The organism is Streptomyces sp. NPDC002888, assembly GCF_042888465.1.
Taxonomy (GTDB): domain Bacteria; phylum Actinomycetota; class Actinomycetes; order Streptomycetales; family Streptomycetaceae; genus Streptomyces.
On sequence record NZ_JBIAPU010000016.1, the window covers coordinates 119,699 to 143,621 of the forward strand.

At 69.7% G+C, this 23,923-nt stretch carries 17 protein-coding genes, 4 pseudogenes and 1 riboswitch; of the genes and pseudogenes, 13 read left to right on the forward strand and 8 right to left on the reverse strand.

Annotation, left to right across the window (positions count from 1 at the left end; translation table 11 throughout):
- Window positions 1–77 precede the first annotated feature (77 nt).
- The 6 genes from ACFYWX_RS25635 to ACFYWX_RS25660 all read left to right on the forward strand — a co-directional run bounded on the left by ACFYWX_RS25635 (window position 78) and on the right by ACFYWX_RS25660 (window position 8,252).
- Window positions 78–1,886 carry a methylmalonyl-CoA mutase family protein gene (locus ACFYWX_RS25635; protein ID WP_389426435.1) on the forward strand — a complete coding sequence of 603 codons (1,809 nt, stop codon included), beginning with the start codon at window positions 78–80 and terminating at the stop codon, window positions 1,884–1,886.
- Window positions 1,886–4,060: a methylmalonyl-CoA mutase gene (gene scpA / locus ACFYWX_RS25640; RefSeq protein ID WP_389426436.1), complete on the forward strand. Its 2,175-nt coding sequence runs from the start codon at window positions 1,886–1,888 to the stop codon at window positions 4,058–4,060. The genes ACFYWX_RS25635 and scpA overlap by 1 nt, the downstream gene beginning before the upstream one ends.
- A 5-nt stretch (window positions 4,061–4,065) precedes the next feature.
- The gene (gene meaB / locus ACFYWX_RS25645) at window positions 4,066–5,067 is read left to right on the forward strand and encodes a methylmalonyl Co-A mutase-associated GTPase MeaB (RefSeq protein ID WP_389426437.1); all 1,002 of its coding nucleotides are present in this window, start codon (window positions 4,066–4,068) and stop codon (window positions 5,065–5,067) included.
- Window positions 5,068–5,102: 35 nt separating this feature from the next.
- Window positions 5,103–5,304: riboswitch (cobalamin riboswitch) on the forward strand.
- 67 nt (window positions 5,305–5,371) lie between these two features.
- Window positions 5,372–6,418, forward strand: a complete 1,047-nt coding sequence (locus tag ACFYWX_RS25650; protein WP_389426438.1) for an ABC transporter substrate-binding protein — start codon at window positions 5,372–5,374, stop codon at window positions 6,416–6,418.
- On the forward strand, window positions 6,415–7,467 hold the full coding sequence (locus ACFYWX_RS25655; RefSeq protein ID WP_389426439.1) for a FecCD family ABC transporter permease: 1,053 nt from the start codon (window positions 6,415–6,417) through the stop codon (window positions 7,465–7,467). Before ACFYWX_RS25650 ends, ACFYWX_RS25655 begins: the two co-directional genes overlap by 4 nt.
- Window positions 7,464–8,252: an ABC transporter ATP-binding protein gene (locus ACFYWX_RS25660; RefSeq protein ID WP_389426440.1), complete on the forward strand. Its 789-nt coding sequence runs from the start codon at window positions 7,464–7,466 to the stop codon at window positions 8,250–8,252. The genes ACFYWX_RS25655 and ACFYWX_RS25660 overlap by 4 nt, the downstream gene beginning before the upstream one ends.
- A gap of 114 nt (window positions 8,253–8,366) precedes the next feature.
- Here ACFYWX_RS25660 and ACFYWX_RS25665 read toward each other — a convergent pair.
- Window positions 8,367–10,146 (reverse strand): annotated as a pseudogene (locus tag ACFYWX_RS25665) (FAD-binding dehydrogenase).
- A gap of 107 nt (window positions 10,147–10,253) precedes the next feature.
- On the opposite strand from ACFYWX_RS25665, the gene ACFYWX_RS25670 reads away from it, so the two are divergent.
- A complete protein-coding gene (locus ACFYWX_RS25670) occupies window positions 10,254–10,670 on the forward strand; it encodes a TetR/AcrR family transcriptional regulator C-terminal domain-containing protein (protein ID WP_389426545.1) in 417 nt (138 codons plus the stop codon).
- A 985-nt stretch (window positions 10,671–11,655) separates the two neighbouring features.
- Here ACFYWX_RS25670 and ACFYWX_RS25675 read toward each other — a convergent pair.
- Window positions 11,656–13,998, reverse strand: a complete 2,343-nt coding sequence (locus ACFYWX_RS25675; RefSeq protein WP_389426441.1) for an MMPL family transporter — start codon at window positions 13,996–13,998, stop codon at window positions 11,656–11,658.
- A gap of 154 nt (window positions 13,999–14,152) precedes the next feature.
- Between ACFYWX_RS25675 and ACFYWX_RS25680 the strand changes: the two genes are divergently transcribed.
- Entirely contained in the window at window positions 14,153–14,800 is a 648-nt protein-coding gene (locus ACFYWX_RS25680; RefSeq protein ID WP_389426442.1) for a TetR/AcrR family transcriptional regulator, read from the forward strand.
- A gap of 153 nt (window positions 14,801–14,953) precedes the next feature.
- Here the strand turns inward: ACFYWX_RS25680 and ACFYWX_RS25685 are convergent, their stop codons facing one another.
- Window positions 14,954–15,583, reverse strand: coding sequence for a TetR family transcriptional regulator (locus ACFYWX_RS25685; RefSeq protein ID WP_389426443.1), 630 nt, complete (start codon window positions 15,581–15,583; stop codon window positions 14,954–14,956).
- A gap of 124 nt (window positions 15,584–15,707) precedes the next feature.
- Between ACFYWX_RS25685 and ACFYWX_RS25690 the strand changes: the two genes are divergently transcribed.
- Window positions 15,708–16,700: an aldo/keto reductase gene (locus ACFYWX_RS25690; RefSeq protein ID WP_389426444.1), complete on the forward strand. Its 993-nt coding sequence runs from the start codon at window positions 15,708–15,710 to the stop codon at window positions 16,698–16,700.
- Window positions 16,701–16,731: 31 nt separating this feature from the next.
- Here the strand turns inward: ACFYWX_RS25690 and ACFYWX_RS25695 are convergent.
- Window positions 16,732–17,105 (reverse strand): annotated as a pseudogene (locus tag ACFYWX_RS25695) (transposase); the annotation flags it as partial.
- Window positions 17,106–17,226: 121 nt separating this feature from the next.
- On the opposite strand from ACFYWX_RS25695, the pseudogene ACFYWX_RS25700 reads away from it, so the two are divergent.
- Window positions 17,227–17,493, forward strand: a pseudogene (locus tag ACFYWX_RS25700) (transposase family protein); the annotation flags it as partial.
- 9 nt (window positions 17,494–17,502) lie between these two features.
- Window positions 17,503–17,835 (forward strand): annotated as a pseudogene (locus tag ACFYWX_RS25705) (aldo/keto reductase); the annotation flags it as partial.
- 142 nt (window positions 17,836–17,977) lie between these two features.
- Here ACFYWX_RS25705 and ACFYWX_RS25710 read toward each other — a convergent pair.
- Both ACFYWX_RS25710 and ACFYWX_RS25715 read right to left on the reverse strand, forming a co-directional pair.
- Window positions 17,978–20,278 carry an XRE family transcriptional regulator gene (locus tag ACFYWX_RS25710; protein ID WP_389426445.1) on the reverse strand — a complete coding sequence of 767 codons (2,301 nt, stop codon included), beginning with the start codon at window positions 20,276–20,278 and terminating at the stop codon, window positions 17,978–17,980.
- Window positions 20,275–20,559, reverse strand: a complete 285-nt coding sequence (locus ACFYWX_RS25715; protein WP_389426446.1) for a helix-turn-helix domain-containing protein — start codon at window positions 20,557–20,559, stop codon at window positions 20,275–20,277. Before ACFYWX_RS25715 ends, ACFYWX_RS25710 begins: the two co-directional genes overlap by 4 nt.
- Before the next feature lie 98 nt (window positions 20,560–20,657).
- Between ACFYWX_RS25715 and ACFYWX_RS25720 the strand changes: the two genes are divergently transcribed.
- Window positions 20,658–21,740: a PucR family transcriptional regulator gene (locus ACFYWX_RS25720; RefSeq protein WP_389426447.1), complete on the forward strand. Its 1,083-nt coding sequence runs from the start codon at window positions 20,658–20,660 to the stop codon at window positions 21,738–21,740.
- Complete coding sequence (locus tag ACFYWX_RS25725; protein WP_389426546.1) at window positions 21,671–21,847, forward strand: helix-turn-helix domain-containing protein; 177 nt, start codon at window positions 21,671–21,673, stop codon at window positions 21,845–21,847. Before ACFYWX_RS25720 ends, ACFYWX_RS25725 begins: the two co-directional genes overlap by 70 nt.
- Before the next feature lie 88 nt (window positions 21,848–21,935).
- Here the strand turns inward: ACFYWX_RS25725 and ACFYWX_RS25730 are convergent, their stop codons facing one another.
- Window positions 21,936–23,219 carry an NAD(P)/FAD-dependent oxidoreductase gene (locus ACFYWX_RS25730; protein WP_389426448.1) on the reverse strand — a complete coding sequence of 428 codons (1,284 nt, stop codon included), beginning with the start codon at window positions 23,217–23,219 and terminating at the stop codon, window positions 21,936–21,938.
- A gap of 29 nt (window positions 23,220–23,248) precedes the next feature.
- Window positions 23,249–23,914 carry a haloacid dehalogenase type II gene (locus tag ACFYWX_RS25735; RefSeq protein ID WP_389426449.1) on the reverse strand — a complete coding sequence of 222 codons (666 nt, stop codon included), beginning with the start codon at window positions 23,912–23,914 and terminating at the stop codon, window positions 23,249–23,251.
- Between the last annotated feature and the right edge of the window lie 9 nt (window positions 23,915–23,923).

Below are 23,923 nucleotides of genomic sequence, written 5' to 3' on the forward strand. Positions count from 1 at the left end.
AGGTCACAGTCACGGCGAGGGCAAGGTCACAGCCCTGCCTCTGCTGCCGCTCAAGTCTCCTGGCCTAGCATCCGAGCATGACGGTCCTGCCTGACGACGGGCTTGAACTGGCCGCCGAGTTCCCAGACGTGACCCATGAGCAGTGGCAGCGCCTCGTTGCGGGTGTCCTGCGCAAATCGGGCAAGGACGTCGAGGACTCGGAAGCCGAGGAAGCCCTGTCCACCCCGCTGGAGGACGGGCTTCGCACCCCGCCTCTGTACACCGCGAGCCACGCCGCACCCGAGCCCGGCCTCCCCGGGTTCGCGCCCTTCGTGCGGGGCAGCCGGCCCCAAGGAAACGCGGTCGGCGGCTGGGACGTACGGCAACGGCACACGACGGCCGACGGCGCCGCGGTGCTCGCGGACCTGGAGAACGGCGTCACTTCCCTGTGGCTGACCGTCGGCGAGGGCGGGATCCCGGTGTCGTCGCTCGGCCGGGTCCTCGACGGCGTCCACCTCGACCTGGCCCCCGTCGTCCTCGACGCGGGGCGTGAGGTCGAGGTCGCCGCACATGAGTTGCTGCGGCTGTACGAGGAGCGGGGTGTCGCCAAGGGGGCGGCGCGCGGCAACCTCGGCGCGGATCCGCTCGGGCACGAGGCCCGTACCGGGCAGGCGTACGACTTCGCGCCCGTGGCCCGGCTCGCGCGGCTGTGCACCGAGGAGTACCCGGGGCTGCGGGCGCTGACCGTGGACGCGCTGTCGTACCACGAGGCCGGCGGCTCGGCGGCGCAGGAGCTGGGCTGTTCGCTGGCGACCGGAGTGGCGTACCTGCGCGAGCTGACCGGGACCGGGCTCACCGTCGAACAGGCCTGTGCGCAGCTGGAGTTCCGGTACGCCGCGTCGGCCGACCAGTTCCTGACGATCGCCAAGCTGCGCGCGGCGCGCCGGCTGTGGGCGCGGGTGGGCGAGGTCTGCGGTGTCCCGGGCGCCGGGGCGCAGGTCCAGCACGTGGTGACCTCGCCGGTGATGATGACGCGCCGCGACCCGTGGGTGAACATGCTGCGCGCGACCATCGCCACGCTGGCCGCGGGCGCGGGCGGGGCCGACTCCGTCACCGTGCTGCCCTTCGACCACGCCCTGGGACTGCCGGACGCGTTCGCCCGGCGCATCGCCCGCAACACCTCGACGATCCTCATCGAGGAGTCGCACCTGTCCCGGGTCATCGATCCGGCGGGCGGTTCCTGGTACGTGGAGCGGCTCACCGACGAACTCGCCCACGCGGGCTGGGAGTCCTTCCAGCGGATCGAGCGGCTGGGCGGCCTGAGGGCCGCTCTGCGTTCGGGGCGTCTCGGGCAGGACCTGGCAGCCACCTGGGAAACGCGCAGCGGCAAGCTCGCCAAGCGGCGCGAACCCGTCACCGGTGTCAGCGAGTTCCCGTTCCTCGCCGAGAAGCCGGTCGTGCGCGAGAGCGCGCCCGCGGCGCCGTCGGGTGGTCTTCCGCGCGTGCGCCGCGACGAGGCGTACGAGGCGCTGCGTGCCCGCTCGGACGCCCACCTGGCCGCGACCGGCTCCCGGCCGCGCGTCTTCCTGGCCACCATCGGACCGGCCGCCGCGCACACCGCGCGGGCGACCTTCGCCTCCAACCTCTTCCAGGCGGGCGGTATCGAGCCCGTCACCGAGGGCACGTTCGAGGACAGCGGCGCCACGGAAGTGTGCCTGTGCTCCAGCGACGCGGTGTACCAGGAGCAGGCAGAAGCCGTGGCCGCGGAACTGAGGGCCGTCGGCGCCTCGCACGTGTCCCTCGCCGGGCGCCCCGGGCCGTACTCCGGAGTCGACGGCTACGTCTTCGCGGGATGCGACGCCGTCGCCGTACTGTCCGCGACCCTCGACCGCATGGGAGTGTCCTGATGGGAATCCCCGATTTCTCCGAGATCGAACTGGGGACCCCGGCCGTCGACGGCGGTGCCGACGAGTGGCGTACGGCCGTCAAGAAGGCGACCGACGGTGACGACCTGCTGTGGGAGACCCCAGAGGGCATCCCGGTCAAGCCGCTCTACACCGGGCACGACCTGGAGGGCCTGGACTTCCTCGGCACGTACCCGGGCATCGCGCCGTACCTGCGCGGCCCGTACCCGACCATGTACGTCAACCAGCCGTGGACGATCCGCCAGTACGCGGGCTTCTCCACCGCCGAGGAGTCGAACGCCTTCTACCGCCGCAACCTGGCCGCCGGCCAGAAGGGCCTGTCGGTCGCCTTCGACCTGCCGACCCACCGCGGCTACGACAGCGACCACCCGCGGGTGACCGGTGACGTCGGCATGGCGGGCGTGGCGATCGACTCGATCTACGACATGCGTCAGCTGTTCGACGGCATCCCGCTGGACCGGATGACCGTGTCGATGACGATGAACGGCGCCGTACTGCCCGTGCTCGCGCTGTACATCGTGGCCGCGGAGGAGCAGGGCGTGCCGCCGGAGAAGCTGGCGGGGACCATTCAGAACGACATCCTCAAGGAGTTCATGGTCCGCAACACGTACATCTATCCGCCGAAGCCGTCGATGCGGATCATCTCCGACATCTTCGCCTTCACCTCGCAGCGGATGCCCCGCTACAACTCCATCTCCATCTCCGGCTATCACATCCAGGAGGCGGGGGCGACGGCCGACCTGGAGCTCGCGTACACGCTCGCCGACGGCGTGGAGTACATCCGGGCCGGGCGGGAGGCGGGCCTGGACGTGGACGCCTTCGCACCTCGTCTCTCCTTCTTCTGGGCGATCGGCATGAACTTCTTCATGGAGATCGCCAAGCTGAGGGCGGCGCGCCTGCTGTGGGCGAAGCTGGTGAGGCAGTTCGACCCGAAGAACAGCAAGTCGCTGTCGCTGCGCACCCATTCGCAGACCTCCGGCTGGTCGCTGACCGCGCAGGACGTGTTCAACAACGTGACGCGTACGTGTGTCGAGGCGATGGCGGCCACCCAGGGCCACACCCAGTCGCTGCACACCAACGCCCTCGACGAGGCCCTCGCCCTGCCGACCGACTTCTCCGCGCGCATCGCCCGCAACACCCAGCTGCTGATCCAGCAGGAGTCCGGCACGACCCGGGTCATCGACCCGTGGGGCGGCAGCGCCTACGTGGAGAAGCTGACGTACGACCTCGCCCGCCGGACCTGGCAGCACATCCAGGAGGTCGAGCAGGCGGGCGGCATGGCCAAGGCCATCGACGCCGGCATCCCCAAGCTGCGCATCGAGGAGGCCGCGGCCCGCACCCAGGCCCGGATCGACTCCGGGCGCCAGCCGGTCATCGGCGTCAACAAGTACCGCGTGGACAGCGACGAACAGATCGAGGTCCTCAAGGTCGACAACTCCTCCGTACGCGCCCAGCAGATCGCCAAGCTGCGCCGACTGCGCGAGGAGCGGGACGAGCGGGCCTGCCAGGACGCGCTGGACGCGCTGACCCGGGCCGCCGGGGGCGACGGCAACCTCCTCGAACTGGCCGTGCACGCGGCGCGCGCCAAGGCGACCGTGGGCGAGATCTCCGACGCCCTGGAGAAGGTGTACGGACGGCACGCGAGCCAGATCCGTACGATCTCCGGCGTGTACCGCAACGAAGCAGGCGAGTCCCCGTCCGTGGAACGCACCCGCACCCTGGTGTCCGCGTTCGAGGAGGCCGAGGGCCGCCGCCCGCGCATCCTGGTCGCCAAGATGGGCCAGGACGGCCACGACCGCGGCCAGAAGGTGATCGCCACCGCCTTCGCCGACCTCGGCTTCGACGTGGACGTCGGCCCGCTGTTCCAGACCCCGGCCGAGGTCGCCCGCCAGGCCGTCGAGGCGGACGTCCACATCGTCGGGGTCTCCTCGCTGGCCGCCGGTCACCTCACCCTCGTACCGGCGCTGAAGGAGCAACTCGCCGAGGAGGGGCGCGAGGACATCATGATCGTGGTCGGTGGGGTGATCCCGCCGCAGGACGTGCCCACGCTCCTGGAGATGGGCGCGGCGGCCGTCTTCCCGCCCGGCACGGTGATCCCGGACGCGGCCCACGACCTGGTCCGGCAGCTGTCGGCCGATCTCGGGCACGGCCTCTGAAGCCCATGGCGATCGACCTCGACACGTATGTGAAGGGTGTCCTCGACGGGAAGCGGGCGATCATCGCGCGCGCCATCACGCTCGTCGAGTCCACCCGGCCCCAGCACCGGGCGCTGGCACAGGAGTTGCTGACCGAGCTGCTCCCGCACAGCGGCCGGGCCCGGCGGATCGGCGTCAGCGGTGTGCCGGGGGTGGGCAAGTCGACGTTCATCGACGCGTTCGGCACCCTGCTCACCGGGCTCGGGCACCGGGTGGCGGTGCTGGCGGTCGACCCGTCGTCCAGTCGTACGGGCGGCTCGATCCTCGGCGACAAGACCCGCATGGAACGCCTGGCCGTCGACCCGGCGGCCTTCGTCCGGCCCTCCCCCACCGCGGGCACGTTGGGCGGGGTCGCCAAGGCGACCCGCGAGTCGATCGTGGTGATGGAGGCGGCCGGCTACGACGTGGTCCTGGTGGAGACGGTCGGCGTCGGCCAGTCCGAGACCGCGGTCGCCAACATGGTCGACTCCTTCCTGCTGCTGACCCTCGCCCGCACCGGCGACCAGCTGCAGGGCATCAAGAAGGGTGTCCTGGAGCTGGCGGACGTGATCGCCGTCAACAAGGCGGACGGCCCGCACGAGCGCGACGCCCGCGCGGCGGCACGGGAGTTGGCGGGCGCGCTGCGCCTGATGCACGGCAGGGACGCGGCGTGGTCACCGCCCGTGCTGAGTTGCAGCGCCCGGGAGTCCACCGGTCTGGACACCGTCTGGGAACGTCTGGAACAGCACCGCGCGCTGTTGGACTCGACGGGGCGTCTCGCCGCCAAGCGCCGCGACCAGCAGGTCGACTGGACGTGGAGCATGGTCCGCGACGAACTCCTCGGCCGCCTGCACGCCGATCCGGCGGTACGGGCCTTGGCACCGGCCCTCGAACAGCAGGTCAGGGAAGGCGAGTTGACGGCGACGCTGGCCGCCGAGCGCATCCTGAGGGTGTTCACGCAGCCCGGCGACGAGGGGACCGAACACTGACGGCCGAGCTGCCCGAAAGAGGCACCCGGCGCCTGTGGTAGCTTGCCGGGGCCAGTCGTACCCATGTGCGTACACGTACGTGCGTGGGTCAGGGAATCCGGTGCGAATCCGGAGCTGACGCGCAGCGGTGAGGGCGACGGGCGGAGCAACGGCCACTGGACGGCGATCGCGGTCCGGGAAGGCGCTTCGTCCGGGTGACCCCGAGTCCGAAGACCTGCTGGCGGCCCCGGCAGCGCAGGACGGCCGGGGAGCATCCCGTACGACCGGGCTTCGCGCTTGAGCCCTCGACGCCGAAGGAAGTTCCGTGCCCCTCGCACGCCCCATCCGTCATGCCGCCCTGTCGTCTCTGGCCGGCGCCCTGTTGCTGACCGGCTGCGGCGGCTCCTCCGGCTCGTCGGCCGGGAACTCGGCGAAGGGCGAGGCCGAGGGCTATCCGGTCACGCTCGACAACTGCGGGCACCAGGTCCGCGTCCTTGGTCCTCCGCAGCGCGCGGTCTCCCTCAACCAGGGCACGACCGAGATCATGCTCTCCCTGGGGCTGGCCGATCGCATGGTGGGCACCGCCACCTGGACGGACCCGGTGGCGAAGGGCCTGGAGAAGGCGGGCGGCAAGGTGAAGCGGCTTGCCGACAACGCCCCGTCCTTCGAGAAGGTCCTGGACACCGAGCCCGACTTCGTCGCCGCCTCCTTCGCCTCCACGCTCGGCCGGGGCGGCGTGGCCCCGCGCGAGCAGTTCGACAAGCTCGGCGTCCCCACCTACCTCTCCCCCTCCGACTGCGTCGGCAAGGACAACAGCGGTGACGGCGACGGCGTACGCACCGAGCCCCTCACCCTGGACGCCGTCTACGGCGAAGTACGCGACCTCGCCAGGATCTTCGGCGTCGAGGAGCGCGGCGAGCGACTGGTCACCGATCTGAAGGACCGGGTGAAGAAGGCCACCACCGGTCTCGACGCCGAGGACGTGACCCTCATGTACTGGTTCGCCAACTCCCAGTCCCCGTACCTGGCGGGCTGCTGCGGCGCCCCCGGCATCGTCACCCGCGAACTCGGCGCGAAGAACGTCTTCGACGGCACCCACGAGGAGTGGCCGCAGGTCAACTGGGAGACCGTCGCCGACCGCGACCCCGACGTCCTCGTCATCGGCGACCTGAGCCGCAAGCAGCAGACGGCCGAGACCGCCGCGAAGAAGATCGAGTTCCTGGAGTCCGACCCGGTCACGAAGAACATGACCGCGGTCCGGAAGAAGCGGTACGTACTGCTGTCCGGCCAAGCCATGAACCCGACCCTGCGGACCGTCGAGGGCATCGAAAAGGTGGCGGCGGCGCTACGCGCGTACGGCCTCGCGGGATGACCGACGCCCTGTCCGCGACCACCCCGGCGGCGGTGCGCGGGCTGCGCCGCGCCCTGCTGTGGGCGGCCGGTCTCGCGTCGCTGTGCGCCTCCGTCGCCGTGGCGATCACCATCGGGCCTGCGGACATCGCCGTCTCAGACGTGTGGTCCACGGTGGCGGCCCATCTGGGGTGGGGGCAGGCGGAGTTGACGCCGATCCGGGACGGGATCGTGTGGAATCTGCGGCTGCCGCGCACCCTGCTCGCCGCCGTGTGCGGCGCCGGACTGGCCGTGTGCGGGGCGGTCATGCAGTCCCTGCTGCGCAACCCGCTCGCCGATCCCTTCGTGCTGGGCGTCTCCTCCGGTGCCTCGACGGGCGCGGTCATGGTGGTCGTGCTCGGCGCGGGCGGCGGCGTCCTGTCGGTCTCCGGCGGCGCGTTCGTGGGCGCGGTGGTCTCCTTCGCGCTGGTGCTGCTGCTCAGCCACACCCTCGGCGGCACCACGGACCGCGTGGTGCTCGCCGGCGTCGCCGCCATGCAGCTGTTCTCCGCGCTCACCTCCTTCGTCGTGATGACGGCGGCCGACGCGGAGACCACGCGCGGGGTGCTGTTCTGGCTGCTCGGCTCCCTCAGCGGGGCCGACTGGACGGACGTGGGTGCGGGTCTCACGGCGCTGGTGGCGGCGCTGCTGGTGTGCGCCGCTTACGCCAGGGCGTTGGACGCGTTCGCGTTCGGGCAGGACGCCGCCGCGTCGCTGGGCGTGCATGTCGCCCGCACTCGGCTGGTTCTGCTGTGCGCCACCGCTCTGCTGACGGCTGCCCTGGTGAGCTCGGCCGGGGCGATCGGCTTCGTCGGTCTTGTGCTGCCGCACGCGGCACGCGCGCTGACCGGTCCCCGCCATACGCGGCTGCTGCCGGCCACCGCCCTGGCCGGGGCGGTGTTCCTGGTCTGGGTCGACACGCTGGCCCGCACGGTGCTGGACCCGCTGGAGGTGCCGGTGGGCGTGGTGACCTCGCTGATCGGCGTACCGGCGTTCGTCCTCGTCCTGTACCGCACCAGGGGCCCGCGATGACCCACGACACGGGACTGCGCGCCGACCGGGTCACCCGCGGGCTCGGCGGCACACTGGTCCTGGACGGGGTCAGCCTCACCCCTTTGCCCGGGACCGTCACCGGCCTACTCGGCCCGAACGGCTCGGGCAAGTCCACCCTGCTGCGCCTGCTCGCCGGGGTCCTCGCGCCGACCTCCGGCGTGGTCGCTCTGGACGGCCGCCCGCTGGACCAGGTGGGCCGTCGCGCCGTGGCCCGGCGCGTCGCCGTAGTGGAGCAACAGGCGGACACCCAGGTCGCGTTGACCGTTCTCGATGTCGTACGCCTGGGCCGCGTCCCGCACCGGCGGGCCTGGAGTCCCGCGTCCGCCACGGACGAGGAAGCCGTCCGCACCGCTCTGGCCCGCACAGGCCTCGCCCATATGGCCGACCGGCCCTGGCACACCCTCTCCGGCGGCGAGCGCCAGCGGGTCCAGATCGCCCGCGCTCTCGCCCAGGAGCCGCGGGAACTGCTGCTGGACGAACCCACCAACCACCTCGACATCCAGCACCAGCTCGCGCTGCTGGCCCTGATCGCCGAACTCCGCCTGACCAGCGTGATCGCGCTGCACGACCTGAACCTGGCCGCGATGTACTGCGACCACGTGGTCGTCCTGAAGCAGGGCCGCGTGGTGGCCGGTGGCAGCCCCCGGGACGTCCTCACCGAAACCCTCGTCGCCGACGTCTACGGAGTACGGGCCACCATCACGGACGACGGCCCCGAGGAACGCCCCCACATACGGTTCCTGGGGCCGGTCTCGACCAGCTGACGCACACCGCCGGGTTCCGGTGCTGTCGCATCCCCGGACCGCGCCACCGCCGTCGCCGGAGCCGGTGACCCCGGCGGCGCCCGGACCGCAGCGGCCCGCCCCGCGGCTGGGCGCTCAGGACGCGGTCGCGGCTGCTGCCGCCCGTCCCGCCTGGCGGCCGGAGAACAGGCAGCCGCCGAGGAAGGTGCCCTCCAGGGAGCGGTATCCGTGGACGCCGCCTCCGCCGACGCCCGCGACCTCGCCGGCCGTACAGACCGGGGACGACCTCGCCGGCCGCGTTCAGGACGCGGCCCGACAGGTCGGTCTGGAGTCCGCCGAGGGTCTTGCGGGTGAGGATGTTGAGGCGTACGGCGATGAGGGGGCCGGCACTCGAATCCATGATCTTGTGGGCCGAGGCCGTGCGGCTGAGCGTGTCGCCGGGGTAGGCCAATGCGTTGCGGATGCCCATGACCTGGACGTCCTTGGTGTAGGGGTTGTCGATCTCCCGGTCGCGGGCGTCGATCTGGCGTTTGAGGTCGTCCAGCTTGATCAGGTTGTCGCCGGTGAGCTTGTTCATGCCCCTGACGAGTTCCGACAGGGTCGTCCCGACGACGAAGTCGACGCCGTTCTTCTTGAACTTCTCGATCGGCTCGGGGGTCTGCCAGATGCGCGAGAGCAGTTGCCAGACGTTCTTGTTGGTGAGGTCCGGGTTCTGCTCGGAGCCGGAGAGCGCGAACTCCTTGGCCATGATCTTCTGGGTGGTGACGAACCACGAGTAGTCGTAACCGGTGTCGGTGATCGACTTGAGGGTGTGGAGGGTGTCGTAACCGGGGATGTCGGGCGTGCCGAAGCGCTTGCCGGTGGCGTCGAACCACATGGACGACGGGCCGGGCAGGATGCGGATGCCGTGGCCGGGCCAGATCGGGTCGTAGTTGCGCAGGCCCTCGGTGTAGTGCCACATGCGGTCGGGGTTGACGATCCGTCCGCCCGCCTTCTCGGTGATCGCCAGCATGCGGCCGTCCACGTGCGCCGGGACACCGGTGATCATGGACTTGGGCGGGGTGCCGAGGCGGGTGGGCCAGTTCTGCCGTACGAGGTCGTGGTTGGCGCCGATACCGCCGGAGGTGACGATCACGACCGGCACGCGCAGTTCGAACTCGCCGACGACCGTACGGGAACTGGGCTTGCCGCGCTGGGCGTTGCTCGGTTCCAGGATCGCGCCGCGTACGCCGGTGACGGCGCCGCCCGTCGTCACGATGTCGTCGACGCGGTGCCGGAACTTGAAGGTCACCTTCCCGTCCTCGACGGCCGCCCGCACCTTCTTCTCGAACGGCTCGACGACCGCCGGGCCGGTGCCCCAGGTGACGGGGAAGCGGGGCACCGAGTTGCCGTGACCGTCCGCGAGGCCGCCGCCGCGCTCGGCCCAGCCGACGATCGGGAACCACTGCACACCCAGCCCGGAGAGCCAGGAGCGCTTCTCCCCCGCGGCGAAGTCCACGTACGCCTCGGCCCACTTGTAGGCCCAGTAGTCCTGGCCGCCCGGGTCGTCGACACCGCGGTCGAAGCCGGCCGTGCCCAGGCAGTCCTGCCAGGCGAGTTCATGGGAGTCCTTGATGCCCATCAGCCGCTGCTCGTCGGAGTCGACGAGGAACAGGCCACCGAACGACCAGAAGGCCTGCCCGCCAAGGCTCGCCTCCGGTTCCTGGTCGAGCAGCAGCACCTTGCGTCCCGCCGCCGCCAGTTCCGCCGTCGCGACCAGGCCGGCGAGCCCGCCGCCGACGACGATCGCGTCCGCGTCCGACGAGGCGGCCGAGGCGGCGAAGGCAGGGGCCGTCGCCTGCGCGAGGGCGGCGCCTGCGATCGCGCCGCCCGCCACCGTCAGGGCGCTGCGGCGCGTGATCGCGGCCGGAGGCACTGGCGGAGTGTCGGTATTCGAGGGTTGCAGTATTCGCCCACAGGGCGAGCACTCCCACACCCGGTCGCGGTGACAAGGCGTACAGCTCTCACCGCAGCGGGCGCTGTCTGCGCAAAGACACCGGATCAAGAAGAAGAGATCGAGCGCGCACCGGAGCGCGGGCGCCAGCGCGGGTCTGGTGGACGGAGGAGCTCGCGCACCGGTTCGTCACCGAACTTCCCCAGATGCCGGAACTCGCCGACATCGTCGGCACCGGCTTCGCCATCGACCGCGGACCCTTCTTCGACCGGCTCCGCGACTACCTGGACGCCGAAGCGCAGGCCGGCACACTCGACTTCCGTTCGGCCGACGGACAGACCCAGCCGACATCGGCCGTGGCCGAACAGTTCCTCGGCATGATCTGCGGCCAGCTCCTGTGGCCTCAACTCGTACGCACCGACTTCGTCCCGCCCGACCCCACCGACACCACGATCGTGGACGAAGCCGTCGCCCTCATGCTCACCCGCTATCGCACCGGATCCTGAAGCCTGGACCACCAGTTCACGCTGCAAGGACCCCGATACGTCGCCTCACCGGGACAGGTACAGGTACGGGTGACTCGACCGACAACGAATACCGGCGAGCACGGCCGGTCCTCCCCGTAACCAACAGCGGCCGACAGCTGAGCCCGGGCCGTGGCCTCCCGGTACTGCTGACGTGCGCCCCCGGCCTTGTGCTCGGTGGCGCGACCACCAACAAGTGATCGACGAAATCCTCCAGCACGTGTGAACCCGGGGCGACGTCGGCCCCGCTGTGACGGTGTTGGCCTTCTGCGGCGGCGACCACCGCGGCTACACCGGTTAGCCAGCGCCACCCGCAGACAGCGCGTGATCCGAAAAAGATCATCATCCGCGAGCGCCGCGAAGCGAGACGTAGTGATTCAGGCCGGAGTCCCTCTGGTCCTGTCCTACGTGCCTGATGGCGCCTCCCTCAAGAGAACGAGCCCTCAGGCGAACCGGAGGAATGACACGGTGGAGATCGAGCTGTGGATCAACGGATCCGCCCAACGGCTGGACGTCTCGCCACAGGTGAGCCTGCTCGACGCGCTGCGATGGGTAGACAAGCACGCGGAAGCTCCTGGGCGACAGGCGATCTTGGTCTTGAACCCATCTACCAGGAGCTTCCTTACGTCCGGCCGCCACCCCCGCCGCAACTCCCCACCCCGCCGATCAGGTTGGCAAACGCTCACTGTCCCTGCGACCGCTGTGTACGCGGTCGCAGGGGGCGGCTGCCGCAGCACTCATTGACGTGGTGACGGCTCGGTCCGTGCGGGTGCGGTCCGCCGAGTGTGGTGGTGTAGAAGCGCTTCCGATCATGGAAACGGGTGCCATCAGAAAGACAGGCCAGGACTACGACTCGTTGCCACTTCCCGCCCCGTGCCGTGCGCGAAACGACGCGGATGACACGGGCGCCGCGGCCGACGACCTCGGGTTCGGCGTTACCGGCAGGCACATGTTCGCCGACGGAGCGTCAGGTCTGCTGCGCTGTGGCGTGCTGGCGGGGAGTGGCAGGATGGGGGAGCGGGATCTTCTGCGCGAGTTTGTCGCCTTCGACGTCCAGGTCGGGCAGGAGGCGGTCCAGCCATACGGGAATCCACCAGGCCTTCTCCCGTGCGAGTGCCATGGTGGCCGGGATGAATGTCATGCGGATGACGAACGCGTCGATGAGGATGCCCGCCGCCAGCGCGAATCCCGCCTGTTTGATCATGGGCTGGGCGTTGAAGATGAATCCGGCGAAGACCGAGACCATGATCGTGGCCGCGGCGATCACGACGGCGCTCGCCCGGGCGAAGCCGGAGACGGTCGCGTCGAGCGGGTCGGCACCGTGCATGCGGGCCTCACGCATCGAGGTGACCAGGAACACCTGGTAGTCCATGGCCAGTCCATAGAGCACGCCGGTGACGATGATGGGCAGCAGGCTCACCACAGGTGCGCTCGCGTCGAGTCCGAACAGCGCCTGCAGCCAGCCCCATTGGAAGACCGCCGTGGTGATGCCGAAGGTGGCGGCGATGCTGAGCAGGAAGCCGAGCGTGGCCATCACCGGGACGACGACCGAGCGGAAGACCAGGAGCAGGACGATCAGCGAGAGCCCGAGAACGGTGGCCACGTAGAGGGGCAGGACGTCCCCGAGGCGGTCGGACACGTCGATCGCGAGGGCGGTGAAGCCGGTGACGCCGATGGTGACGCCATGGGTTTCGCGGATCTCCCGGCTCTTGTCCCGCACGGAGGCGACGAGGTCCTTGGTGCCGTCGTCGTTCGGACCGTCGCCAGGAATGAGGCTGAGGACGGCCACGGTGCCGGCGGTGTTCATACCTGCCAGAGAGATCGAAGTGGCGCCCTCGGTGTCCTTCAGCTCGGAGACGACCGCAGCGAGGGCCACGGGAGTGAGTGGCCGCCCGCTGTCGGAGGAGCGGGCGACGAGCATGAGGGGGCCGTTGAAGCCGGGCCCGAAAGTGTCGCTGACCTCCTCGTAGCTCTGGCGCTGTGCGGTGTCGGGGTTGTAGCTGGCGCCGGACGGCAGACCCATCCTCATGTCGAGGGCGGGCAGCGCCAGAACCAGGGGGATCAGGAACGCCGCCGCGAGAGCGGGGTACTTGTGGCGGACCAGGTGTGATCCCCAGCGGGTGGCCCGTGTCCGTGCGGCGGCGGAGGCCTGCTGCTGCGCCGTGCGTCGGGTTCCGGCCGAGCAGATGCGCTCCTTGACCAGGCCCAGGAGCGCCGGCAGCAGGGTGAGGGCGAGCAGGACGGTGATGGCGATCGTGGCCGCGGCGGCGAGGGCCATGGTGCTGAGCAGCGTGATACCGACCACCAGCAGTCCTGCCAGGGCGATGATGACGGTGCTGCCGGCGAAGAAGACCGCGCTGCCGGCGGTGCCGATGGCGCGGCCGGTCGCCTCGTGCGCGTCCAGGCCGGTGTCCAGGATGAGCCGCCGTTGCCGGTTGACGATGAACAGGGCGTAGTCGATGCCGACGGCGAGCCCCAGCATCAGGGCCAGTACGGCGGTGAGCGAGTGGATCTCGAAGACGGTGGAGAGAGTGAAGGCGCCGCCGACGCCCACCGTGACACCGATCAACGCGATGACCAGGGGCAGGCCCGCAGCCACGACCGATCCCAGGGTGACCAGCAGGACGATGGCCGCCACCACGACGCCGACGATCTCGCCGACGCCCACGATCTCGGGTATCTCCAGCATGGCCGCCGACGGCAGGACGTCGAGGTGGGCTCGTTCGGCCTGCTGCTCTGCGGCCTCGACGGTGCTGTCGATCGTGCCGGAGGGCAGCTCATAGGTCTGCTCGTCGAACTGGAACTGCATCAGGGCGGTGGAGCCGTCGGCCGAGACGATGACCCCGGGCACCGGTCGGCCGTCCTGCAGCAACGGGGTCGGCGCCTTGCCTCCCGTCGGCTGCCCGGCAGCTTCGGCCACCGCCGCCTGGGTCCGCAGCAGCGGACTCTTCTCCCCCTTGGACAGTTCGTCGGCGAGGACCTTGCGGGCGTCGATGACGTGGTCGTGGCGGTAGACCGCGTCCACCGACGCGATGAGGGCGGCGCGGCTGTCCTCGCCGTCGACCCGCGTCCCGTTCTGCGCGCGGAACACCAGCATGCCCTGCCCGCCGGACGCCTCGGGAAGGGACTTCGCCAGATCGTCGATGACCTCCTGGGCAGAGGTGCCGTCGATGCGTACCTCGTTGCTCAGCTTGACGGGGTTGACCGCGAGCAGCGCCACCACGGCGGCTACCACCGCCAGCCAGCCGGTGATCACATACCAGGGCCTGGCGTAGGCGAAATGTCCCAGCCGGTACAGCAGCACAGACACACTCTTCTCCCTTCTCCGGCGCACCCTGCTGGGCACGCGCTTCCGAACGAGGTGAGAGGGTACTATCAAAGTGATAGTGAACTATCGAAGCGGTAGGGCGCTATCATCGCACAGGCGATTGAGTAGTCTGCGGTGCAGAACGGGAGGGTCAGAGATGCCGAACGCCGCACCGCGCACACGCCGGCTCCGCAGAGTTGACGCCCGCTCCAGCGTGGAGCGCATCATTGCGGCCGGACGTAATGTCCTTGGCGCAGGTGAGGGCTCTTTGGAGCAGATCGCCGTCGAGGCGGGCGTGGGCATCGCCACGCTCTACCGGCACTTCCCCAACCGGGAGGCCATCGTCCGGGCCGTCCTCGACGACATCCTCGAGACCGACCTCCTCCCACTGATCAACGACGCCACGGCCTCCCGTCACCCGCGCCAGGCCCTCCTGGACATCGCCACCCGGCTGCTCGACCTGATCACCGAGGAGCGGGGACTGGTCACCTTCGCCGCCAACTTCGCCGACGTCGCCGTGGACGCCCTCCAGCGGTTCAGCGAGTCCCTCCGGCCCCTCCTTGAGCACGCACAGGAGCAGGGCGAGATCCGTACCGACCTAACTGCGGACGACATTCCGCACTTCCTCGTCATGGGTATCGCAGGCCTCGCGCTCCCCGGTACCACACCGTCCATGCGCGCACGCTTCATGGCCCTGCTCTTCGACTCGCTCAACCCCGCCGGCACGTCCCCTCTCCCACCGGCACGCGCGGAAACGGAAGAAGACGACCTCCGCGCCGCGATCAGCGGCGTCGTCCGGGACTGACTCCCGGAGGCCGCGACTGACCCCAGTAGCGCCTGATTCGGTGGTGCTGTCGGCGAGTAGAGATGCCTGGGCGGCTTGGCACCCTGAACCAAACTCTGGTCACCACTGCACGTACCCCGTTGCGCGCGGGCCAGGTGTCCGGAGCGGGTCTTCTCAGACCGCTCGAGGGAAGAGCTGCTCGACTGCGGTGACCACGGCGGCGCGGCGGGCTGCGGTGGTGGAGTCGGTGGCGTGTTCGGCCGCGGCTTCGGTGAGTTCGGGTTGAGCTGCCCAGGTAGTGGCGATCTGGTTGACCAGGGCGAGGACGTCGGCCGGGTCCCAGGCGGGATTGAGCTGCCCGGCCTGCTGGGCCTGGCGGAGCTGGTCGAGCTTGCGGGTGATGACCGCCCGGGTGGGATCGTCTTCGGTGTCGGCAGCATCAGCCAGTTCGAGGCGGCCCCAGGTGATCAGGCGGTAATGGTCGGGGCGGGCGGTGAAGTAGTCGAACAGGCGGCCCGCGTAGCTGGGAAGGTCGGACGGGTCTATCTGGGTGGCGTCGGCGATGACAGAGAGCTCTCGCGCGGCGACGTGGGCGTAGAGCGCTTCCTTGCCGCGGAAGTAGGCGTAGACCCGTTCCTTGCTGGTCCGAGCGATTTTGGCGATGCGGTCGACGCGGGCGCCGGCGATGCCGTGGCGGGCGAACTCCTCCATGGCGGCGGCGAGGATCCGCTCACGCGTGGTGTCGCCACTGTCAGGAGTGGCTGCGCGTGCTGGGGTCTGGCCGAAGTCGGGGGAGTGGGACATAACCCCAGGATAAGGCACCGAACGGTTTGGTTTGGCGTTGTGGGATGCCTGCCCGTAGAGTTAAAACCAAACAGTTCGGTTCGGCCCGTTCGGGGTAACCGGCAAGCACTGAGGAAGTGAACTCATGCAGCACCGCAATCTGGGCTCTCAGGGCCTGCGCGTCTCGGCGCTCGGTCTTGGCGTCATGGGCATGTCCATGGCCTACGGCACCTCGAACGACGACGAGGGCACCGCGACCATCCGCCGCGCCCACGAACTCGGGATCGACCTCTTCGACACCGCCGAGCTGTACGGCGCCGGCGCCGGCAGCAACGAGATCCTGCTGGGCAATGCGGTCCGGGACTTCCGCGACGAGGTGGTCCTGGCCACCAAATTCGGCTTCGACATGACCTCCCAGCCGCTCGGTTCCGGCTTCAACAGCCGCCCCGAGAACATCCGCAAGGTCGCCGAGAACAGCCTGCGCTACCTGCAGACCGACCACATCGACCTCTTTTACCAGCACATCTCCGACCCCAACGTCCCCGCCGAGGAAGTCGCGGGCGTAGTCGGTGAACTGATCACCGAGGGCAAGGTCAGGTACTTCGGCCTGAGCAACGTCGGCCCCCAGTACATCCGCCGCGCCCACGCCGTCACCCCGGTCTCCGCCCTCCAATACGAGTACTCCCTCTTCGAGCGCGAGGTAGAGGAGAAGATCCTCCCCGTCCTGCGGGAGCTCGGCATCGGCCTGGTCCCCTACTCCCCGCTCGGCCGAGGCTTCCTGACGAGCGCGGTCAAGCCCGCGACCGAATACCCCGCGGACGACATGCGCAGCTGGGACGAGCGTTGGCAGGGCGAGAACTACGCCTACAACCTCCGCGCCACCGAACAGCTCACGGAACTCGCCGCAGCCAAGGGCATCACCACCGCCCAACTCGCGCTGGCCTGGCTCCTCGCCCAGGGCCAGGACGTCGTGCCCATCCCCGGCACCCGCAGCGCCAAGCGTCTTGAGGAGAACGCCGGCGCCGACGGCGTCCAGCTCACCAGCGCCGACCTGGCCCGCATCACCGAGATCCTCCCCCACGGATCGGCGGGCAGCCGCTACCCGGCCGCGTCACTGTCCAGCTTCACCACCGACTGACCACGCCGACATCACGACGCCTTCCCACCGGTCATTTGGTCAGGAGCCGGTGGCAGATGAGCGTGGCGGCTATGCCGACGAAGGCGAGGAAGTGCTCGGGCTTGCGTTCGTAGCGGCGGTGCAGCGGCGGCATCCGGCAAGCCAGGAAGCCGTACGTTCAACGACCCATCGATGGCGGCCGAGCCGCTGCGACGGCACGATGCCCTTGCGGGCGATGCGGTGGCGTATGCCGCGGTTGCGGAGCCATCGTCGCAGGTGTTCGTAGTCGTAGCCCTTGTCCGCATGCAGTTTCGCCGGGCGTCTGCGTCGGGGTCCACGGCGGGAGCAGATGGGCGGGATGCCGGGCACAAGCGGCTCCAGGGCCTGGCTGTCGTGCATGTTGGCTCCGGAGATGCCCAGCGACAGTGAGCGTTTGCCAACCTGGTTGGCGGGGTGGTGAGTTGCGGCGGGGGTGGCGGCCGGACGTACGCAAGCTCCTGGTAGATGGGTTCACGACCAAGATCGCCTGTCGCCCAGGAGCTTCCGCGTGCTTGTCTACCCGTCCGGCATCGATGTGTCCACCGCGCCCCTTCGCTTCCTGTCCGGGCGTCTGCGGGTGATCCGCAGGGAACACGGCACCCGCTGGCGCCGCCTGAGCACTGGCCGCCAGGCCCTGCTCGCCCTCGCCCATCTACGACACGGGCACACCTACGCTCAGCTGGCTGTGGGCTTTGACGTCGGGACCAGCACCGCCTACCGCTACATCGCCGAGGCCGTCGAGGTCCTGGCCGCCCTCGCACCGACCCTCACCCAAGTGCGCAACGCCGACCCCCGCTGGCAGCCCGGCAACTTCGAGAAGAACGTCGAGGCCGTGGGCAAGCTCTGCGACCTGGCCGCAACCAAGGGCATCACCGTCTCCCAGCTGGCCCTAACCTGGCTGCTCACCCGGGGCGAGCACGTCGTGCCGATCCCCGGCACCCGCAGCGTCCAGCGCATCGAGGAGAACGCCGGCGCCGCCGACGTCCCTCTGACCGGGGCCGACCTCGCCACGATCGACGAGATCCTGCCGCACCGCAGCTTCGGCGCCCGCTGCTCCGAGGACCACGCCCCCCGTCTGGATCTGAGTCCGCCCCGGGACCCGAGCCGCCCTTCCTGACGGACACCGCCGGGACCCTCACCCCGAGGGCCCCGAACAGCCCCGCGCACCTGCCGCCCGGAGCCAACAGGCGAGTCCGTCACCGCACGAAACCACCGACCATGACAACGATCAGACTCGGAACAATGCCCTGCTCCACTGCCTAGCCCTGCGGGGCGGCCCGTCGCGCAGTCAAGTAGTCGGACCAGTTCCCGCCGGCGAGGGTGGCCCAGCGTTCGGCTGTCTTGGGGTGAATGCCAAGCAGGTCGGCGATGACCATGGGCGGCAGGTCTACCAGAGCGTCCATCATGGCGGTGTTCCGTGCTGCGCGGGCGGGCAGACCGTGGTGTCTCAGGGTGTCGGCGAGGCCGAGGGGGTTGCGCGGGCGTCCAGGGCTGTGACCGGGCAAGAGGTATCTGCACCCGGCCGTGTTGCTGTGCCGGGGGCTGTGCTGGAGCTGATCGTCAATGAGGCGGGCGAGCTTCGGCGGGAGCACGAAGGGGTGGTGGTTGACCGTCAGGTAGGTATGCCCCTGGTCGTGGCGAATGTGGCCGTCAGTGAGTTCGACGATGCGGGTCAGGGGGAGGGCGTAGAGGCGGACGAGAGCAGCCGCGACGCGGACCTCCAGGGGCAACGCCGTGTCGTTGAAGCAGCGCAGCAGCTCTTTTCGGTGCTCCTCCTCGGCCTGGAAGTGGCCTGGGAGTTGGGCGGCTGAGTGCTCGATGACCAGATCCGGCGGGCAGAGGCGTCGTGCAGTGCTCCAGCGGAGGAAGGGGATGGAACGGGAGCGCAGGGTTGGCCGGTCGATCGCCCAGGTGTCCAGATGCCTCTGCTGGAGCTGGGAGAGACTCAGGTGCTGGGTCTCGAGCCAGTTCAGGAAGTTGATGGCGGCGAGGACGTTGCCGCAGTCACCCTTGTGTGCGGCGTAGGTGTAACGGCCGCGGGATGAGCGTCGGCGGGCGTCGCGGATGATGTGCCATTCGGCGAACGGACGGATGAGATTGGCGTGCCGTGGTGGCAGTTCGGCCACGGTCCGTGCGACCCAGTTGGTGAGGAGGGCGAGATTTTCATCGCGTGGCGGCAGGATGCCGGCGGTGACGAGTAGCCCGCGCACGCAGGCGGTGGCAGTCCGTTGCGGCAGCGTGTCGAGGGATTTGTGGTCCAGTGCTTCGGGATCGAGGGCCAGGCGTCCCAGGAGGCGGGCGGCAGAGCTTCGGCGCAGCCACTGCAGGACGCGGTAGGGGTTGTCCGCGCCGGTCAGTACCGCGGCGAGGGGTTGGAGCGGCTGGGTCACGCTTGCGCCGTCCGCGGAGAGCAGGTCGGTCACGCGGGCGGCCAGGGTGCAGCGGGGGCAGCGGCGGCCGGAGTAGAGGTCCGCCGGCTCATCGCAGGCTGAACACCGCTCGACCGGTTCGTCGGGGAACGAGCACGCCTTGCACAGGGGGCTTCCCTCGGCCGTCTGACCGATCAGGATGCGCTGTCGGTTGCACGACGCGCACGGTGCAGGGGTCGACAGGGCTGTTCTGTAACAGGGATCGCACACCGGTCCCTTGGGCCAGAAGACCTTAACCTTCCCGATCCGGCCGCACAGGGCACATGCGCACTCTTCGCGAGGGCGGCACGTGTCGCAGTGGAACGGGCCCAGGCCACCGTTGATGTGGTGTCCGGGGCGGACCCGTTCACAGATGGCGCAGGTCTTTTCGTATCGCTTATAGCACCGCTCGCAGGTGTCCGGCCTGGTGCCGTCGGCCCGGGCGACGATGGGAACGATCTGTCCGCAGACACCGCACAGGCGGGGAGGGCTGGAGTAGCAGCCGCCGCAGACCGGCCCGTCGGAGGTCAGGGCGTTGACCCGGCGTACCCGTCCGCAACGGCAGCAGGTCTGAGTGTTCTTGGGAGCACAGGTCTGGCAGAGGCTGGTGCCGTCGGGCAGGCGCCGGTACGAGATCATCATGCGGTGGCAGTCGGCGCATTCCTCCTTGGCATCCGGCTCCTTGTTCCTGCACGGATTACAGATGCCGCCCTCCGGTCGGCGGGCGTAGATGCCGGCCACTCTGCCGCAGCGGGCGCACGGCTTCTTGGCACGTCGGCCGGCGCAGCGTGAACACAGTCGCCCCGCCGGTCCGTTGTTGGTGGGAAGAGGGTCGGTCCGTCCGCAGTCGCTGCAGGACACCAGGGCGACCGTGTCACCGTGGCCGATGGCGGTCAGCGCAGCCAGCAAACGCACCACGCAGGTCGGGCAGTCGCTACTCGGCAGGCTCAGAGCGTCGGGCCTGTCGGACAGATAGCGCACCAGGCGGAAGGCGTTCGCACCACGCCATGCCCGGGCTTCCTCCGCCACGGCCTGCGCCTGTTCGGGGGCCAGGGATTCGCCCACCGCTGACCGCAGCAGCGTGACGATCTGCTCCTGGGCGGCAGCGAGTTCGGCGCGTAAGCGGAGCTGGTCCGGTGTCAGTGGCCTCACGGCTGACCTGGGCGCCGGATCATGGTCCGCCGTTCTTTCAGCGGCAGCGGCTCGGCCTGTCCATCCGCGGTCTTCTTGACCTGGGCGTTGACCACCTTCGGCTTGATGAGATCGTTCGGCGTGCACTCGAAGATGTCGCACAGCGCGACCAAGGTGTCCATGCTCATCCGCTGCGGCGGCTGCGTCACCAAGCGGTAGACCTGCTCACGCGACAGGGTCACGCCACGTTCCGCCAGGAGCGGCACCAAGTCCGAGGTCTGAAACATCTGGTGCTCGGCCATCGTGGCCCGCAGACACCACTCATAGCCCATCTTCTTGTCGTCAACGCGGCCACCTGATCGTTGTGACCCGGCTACATTGCCCGGGCCGGAAGGGGCCCATGACTGTCGTTCACGAACGCGAGCCGGTCGTCGGCATCCTGCGCGCCATGACCGCCGACATGGACGTCTGCGGCGAACTGGTCCGAGCGGCGAGAACCCACTCCCCCGAGCTGGCCCGGCTCACCGAGGCGGAGACCCGCTCCCACGCCGCCGCCATGATCCGCGCGGCCGGCACCTGGTTCGCCGCCTTCGGCCGGGTCGAGGAACAGGACTTCACGCCCGCCCTGCTGCTCGGTGCCGACCGTGCGGCCCAGGGCATCCCGATGACCGCCGTGGTGCGCGGCGTCCAGGCCGCCCTCACCCGCACGGTGGAGATCACCCTCGACCGCTGCCGGTCCGCCGGAGTACCCGACAGCATGCTGCTCACCATGGTCCTCCGGTTGAAGGAGTACGGCGACACGGTCGAACGCCACGTCATCAACGGGTATCGCGCCGCGGAGCACGACAGAACCCCGCACGGAGCGGGTGAGAACCGCACGAGACTGCTGAGGCAGTTACTGGTCGGAGGCATCACCCCGTCCCCCGAGGAACTCGCCAGGGCCGGGGCGCAGCCGGACCGCTTGCACCGTTGTCTCGTCTCGGACATCGCCGATCCCGCACGCACCCGTGATCTCACCGGCCGGTTCTCCGCGCTCTCCGCACCTCGCGGGATCTTCGGGCTGGTCGGAGGTCGCCTGGTGGGCCTGTGCCCCCGGCTGCCCAGGGGCGAGGAGATCGACGCGACCGCCCTTGTCGTCGCCTCCCCCGCTGCTCCGCTCGACGGCCTGCGCCCTCTGTACCGGCTCTCGGTGCGGGCCATCGACATCGGCAGCCGGCAGGGACGCCACGGACTGTACGACCTCACCGACTTCGCCGCCGAGATCGCCCTGGCGGATGAGCCACTGCTGGGCTCCCTGCTGAGCCGGCGGCTTCTCGGCGGCTCGACCAGTCGGACGACTTCCACCGCCAACTCGCCCTCACCGCCCTGGCTTTCCTCGACAACGGCCGCCGCCTGGACCAGACCGCCACGGTCCTGTTCACCCACCCCAACACCGTCCGCTACCGTCTCGGCCGGCTCCAACAGCTCACCGGCGAGTCGCTGACCGACCCTCCGCTTCCCCACCGCTCAGGACCCCTGACCGCCCTGCACTGGTGGTGGGCCCTGACCACATGGCTGCACGCAGACGGAAACTCCCCCTCCGGGCCGTAGCCCCGGCAACGCGCACTCCGCTTTCGCCGTGCGGGGGCCTCCCGCGACCACGTCGCGGCAAGCCCCCGCCGTACCACCCACCGTCACCTCAGCGCAGGCGGTCCTTGGCCTTGTAGTACGCCCCGCCGAACGGCAGGAACCAGGCGGTGCCGTTGTAGAAGGGGACGGGGACCTTGGGGAAGCCGAGGCCGCGCAGGGGGTTGGCCTCCGGCCTGCCGTCCATCATCTCGGCGACCGCCCGGCCCATGTACGTGGCCATCTGGACGCCGTGGCCGCAGTAACCCATCGAGTAGTACAGGCCGTTCACCTCGCCCGCGTGCGGGAGGCGGTCCCAGGAGAAGCCGACCATGCCGCCCCACACGTAGTCGATCCGCACACCCGCCAGCTGCGGGAAGATCTCCGTCATCTCCTGCCTCAGGACGTCCCCGCTCTTGACGTCGGAGGCCGGGTTGGACGGGGCGAAGCGGGCCCGGCCGCCGAAGGCGAGGCGGTTGTCGGGGGTGAGGCGGATGTAGTGGCCGACGTTCTTGGAGTCGACCACCAGACGGGCGTTCGGGATCAGCTCCTTGGCCCGCGCCTCACCCAGCGGTTCGGTGACGATGATGAAGCTGCCGACGTTGATCAGCCGCTTGCGGAACCACGGCATCGCCTTGTCGGTGTAGGCGTCGGTGGCGGCCATGACCTGCCTGGCGCGGATGGTGCCGTGCAGGGTCTCGACCAGGAAGCCGCCGCCCGGCAGGCGGGTGAGGCCCGTGGCCGCATTGCGTTCGTGGATCTGCGCGCCGGCTCGTTCGGCGGCGTCGGCGAGGCCATGGACGTACTTGCCGACGTGCAGTCCGGCGCTCAGCGGGTCGAGCAGGGCGCCGTGGTAGTAGTCCGAGCCCAGCTCCGACTTCAGCTCACTGCGGGTGAGGAGCTGGGTCTCGTGGTCGAAGTTCTCGGCCAGGTCGTGCTGGGTGGCCTTCATCGCCTCGAAGTGCTGGGGCTTGAAGGCGACTCCGAGGCGTCCCGAGCGGTTGAAGTCGCAGTCGATCCGCTCCTTCTGTGTCAGTTCCTCGACGACGTCCACGGCCTCGCGGAAGGCGTCGTAGAGCTCGCGGGCGCGCTCCTGGCCGAAGCGCTTGCGGGCCTCGCCGACGCCGATGGTGATGCCCTGGGTGCACATGCTGCCGTTGCGCCCGGAGGCGCCCGAGCCGACCTTGTCCTTCTCCACGAGGACGACCCGGGCACCCTTTCGAGCGGTGTGGTAGGCGGTGGACAGGCCGGTGAGGCCGCCGCCGACGACCACCACGTCCGCCTCGTCGGGCAGGTCCTTTCCGGCACGGTCGGGCAGGGGCGGGGCGGTGTCGAGCCAGTAGGGGATCTGCTTCATGGCGTGCTTCCTCACATCCGTACGAAGGTTCAGCAGCCGAGCAGTGCCGGCAGTCCCGACAGGTCGGGCAGCATGTCGTAGGGCTGGTAGTCCGCGCTGCCCGGGCGGCCGTAGCGGTTGATCCACACTCGGCGCTTCAGGCCCAGGTCGCGGGTCGGGATCTGGTCGTACTCCCAGCCCTGCGCGGTGTGGATGACCTGCGACGGCTCGACGCCCATGGTCCTGAAGGCGTGCTCGAAGGTCTGGCGGTCCGGCTTGTAGGCGCCGGCCTGCTGGGCGGTGATGACGTAGTCGAACTCGACGCCGATGTTGTCGACGTTCCGCGCGATCAGCTTGTCGTCGGTGTTCGAGATGATGGCGATCTCGTAGCGGGACTTCAGGGCGCGCAGGGCGTCCGGGACCTCCGGGAAGGGACCGAAGGTGGGGACGGCCTCGACGAGGGCGTCGCCGTCGGAGGTGCGGTACTCCAGGCCGTGCAGGCGCATGGCCATCCGCAGGCTGGAGTGGAGGACCTCGTGGTAGGGGCGGTAGGCCTCGAGGACGGCCTGGAAGCGCATGACGCGGAAGTCGTCGAGGAACTCGTCGACGTCCAGTCCGTCCAGGTCCAGTCGGTCGGAGAGGACCTTCAGGGTGGTGGGGCCGAGCTGGAAGTCGACCAGGGTGCCGTAGGCGTCGAAGGTGACGATCTCTCGCATGGTGTTCAG

Bases quoted from the DNA above. Each gene is read 5' to 3' on its own strand.
- ACFYWX_RS25635 (WP_389426435.1), top strand. From the start codon at position 78: ATGACGGTCCTGCCTGACGACGGGCTTGAACTGGCCGCCGAGTTCCCA.
- scpA (WP_389426436.1), top strand. From the start codon at position 1,886: ATGGGAATCCCCGATTTCTCCGAGATCGAACTGGGGACCCCGGCCGTC.
- meaB (WP_389426437.1), top strand. From the start codon at position 4,066: ATGGCGATCGACCTCGACACGTATGTGAAGGGTGTCCTCGACGGGAAG.
- ACFYWX_RS25655 (WP_389426439.1), top strand. From the start codon at position 6,415: ATGACCGACGCCCTGTCCGCGACCACCCCGGCGGCGGTGCGCGGGCTG.
- ACFYWX_RS25660 (WP_389426440.1), top strand. From the start codon at position 7,464: ATGACCCACGACACGGGACTGCGCGCCGACCGGGTCACCCGCGGGCTC.
- ACFYWX_RS25680 (WP_389426442.1), top strand. From the start codon at position 14,153: ATGCCGAACGCCGCACCGCGCACACGCCGGCTCCGCAGAGTTGACGCC.
- ACFYWX_RS25685 (WP_389426443.1), bottom strand. From the start codon at position 15,583: ATGTCCCACTCCCCCGACTTCGGCCAGACCCCAGCACGCGCAGCCACT.
- ACFYWX_RS25690 (WP_389426444.1), top strand. From the start codon at position 15,708: ATGCAGCACCGCAATCTGGGCTCTCAGGGCCTGCGCGTCTCGGCGCTC.
- ACFYWX_RS25715 (WP_389426446.1), bottom strand. From the start codon at position 20,559: ATGGCCGAGCACCAGATGTTTCAGACCTCGGACTTGGTGCCGCTCCTG.
- ACFYWX_RS25720 (WP_389426447.1), top strand. From the start codon at position 20,658: ATGACTGTCGTTCACGAACGCGAGCCGGTCGTCGGCATCCTGCGCGCC.
- ACFYWX_RS25730 (WP_389426448.1), bottom strand. From the start codon at position 23,219: ATGAAGCAGATCCCCTACTGGCTCGACACCGCCCCGCCCCTGCCCGAC.
- ACFYWX_RS25735 (WP_389426449.1), bottom strand. From the start codon at position 23,914: ATGCGAGAGATCGTCACCTTCGACGCCTACGGCACCCTGGTCGACTTC.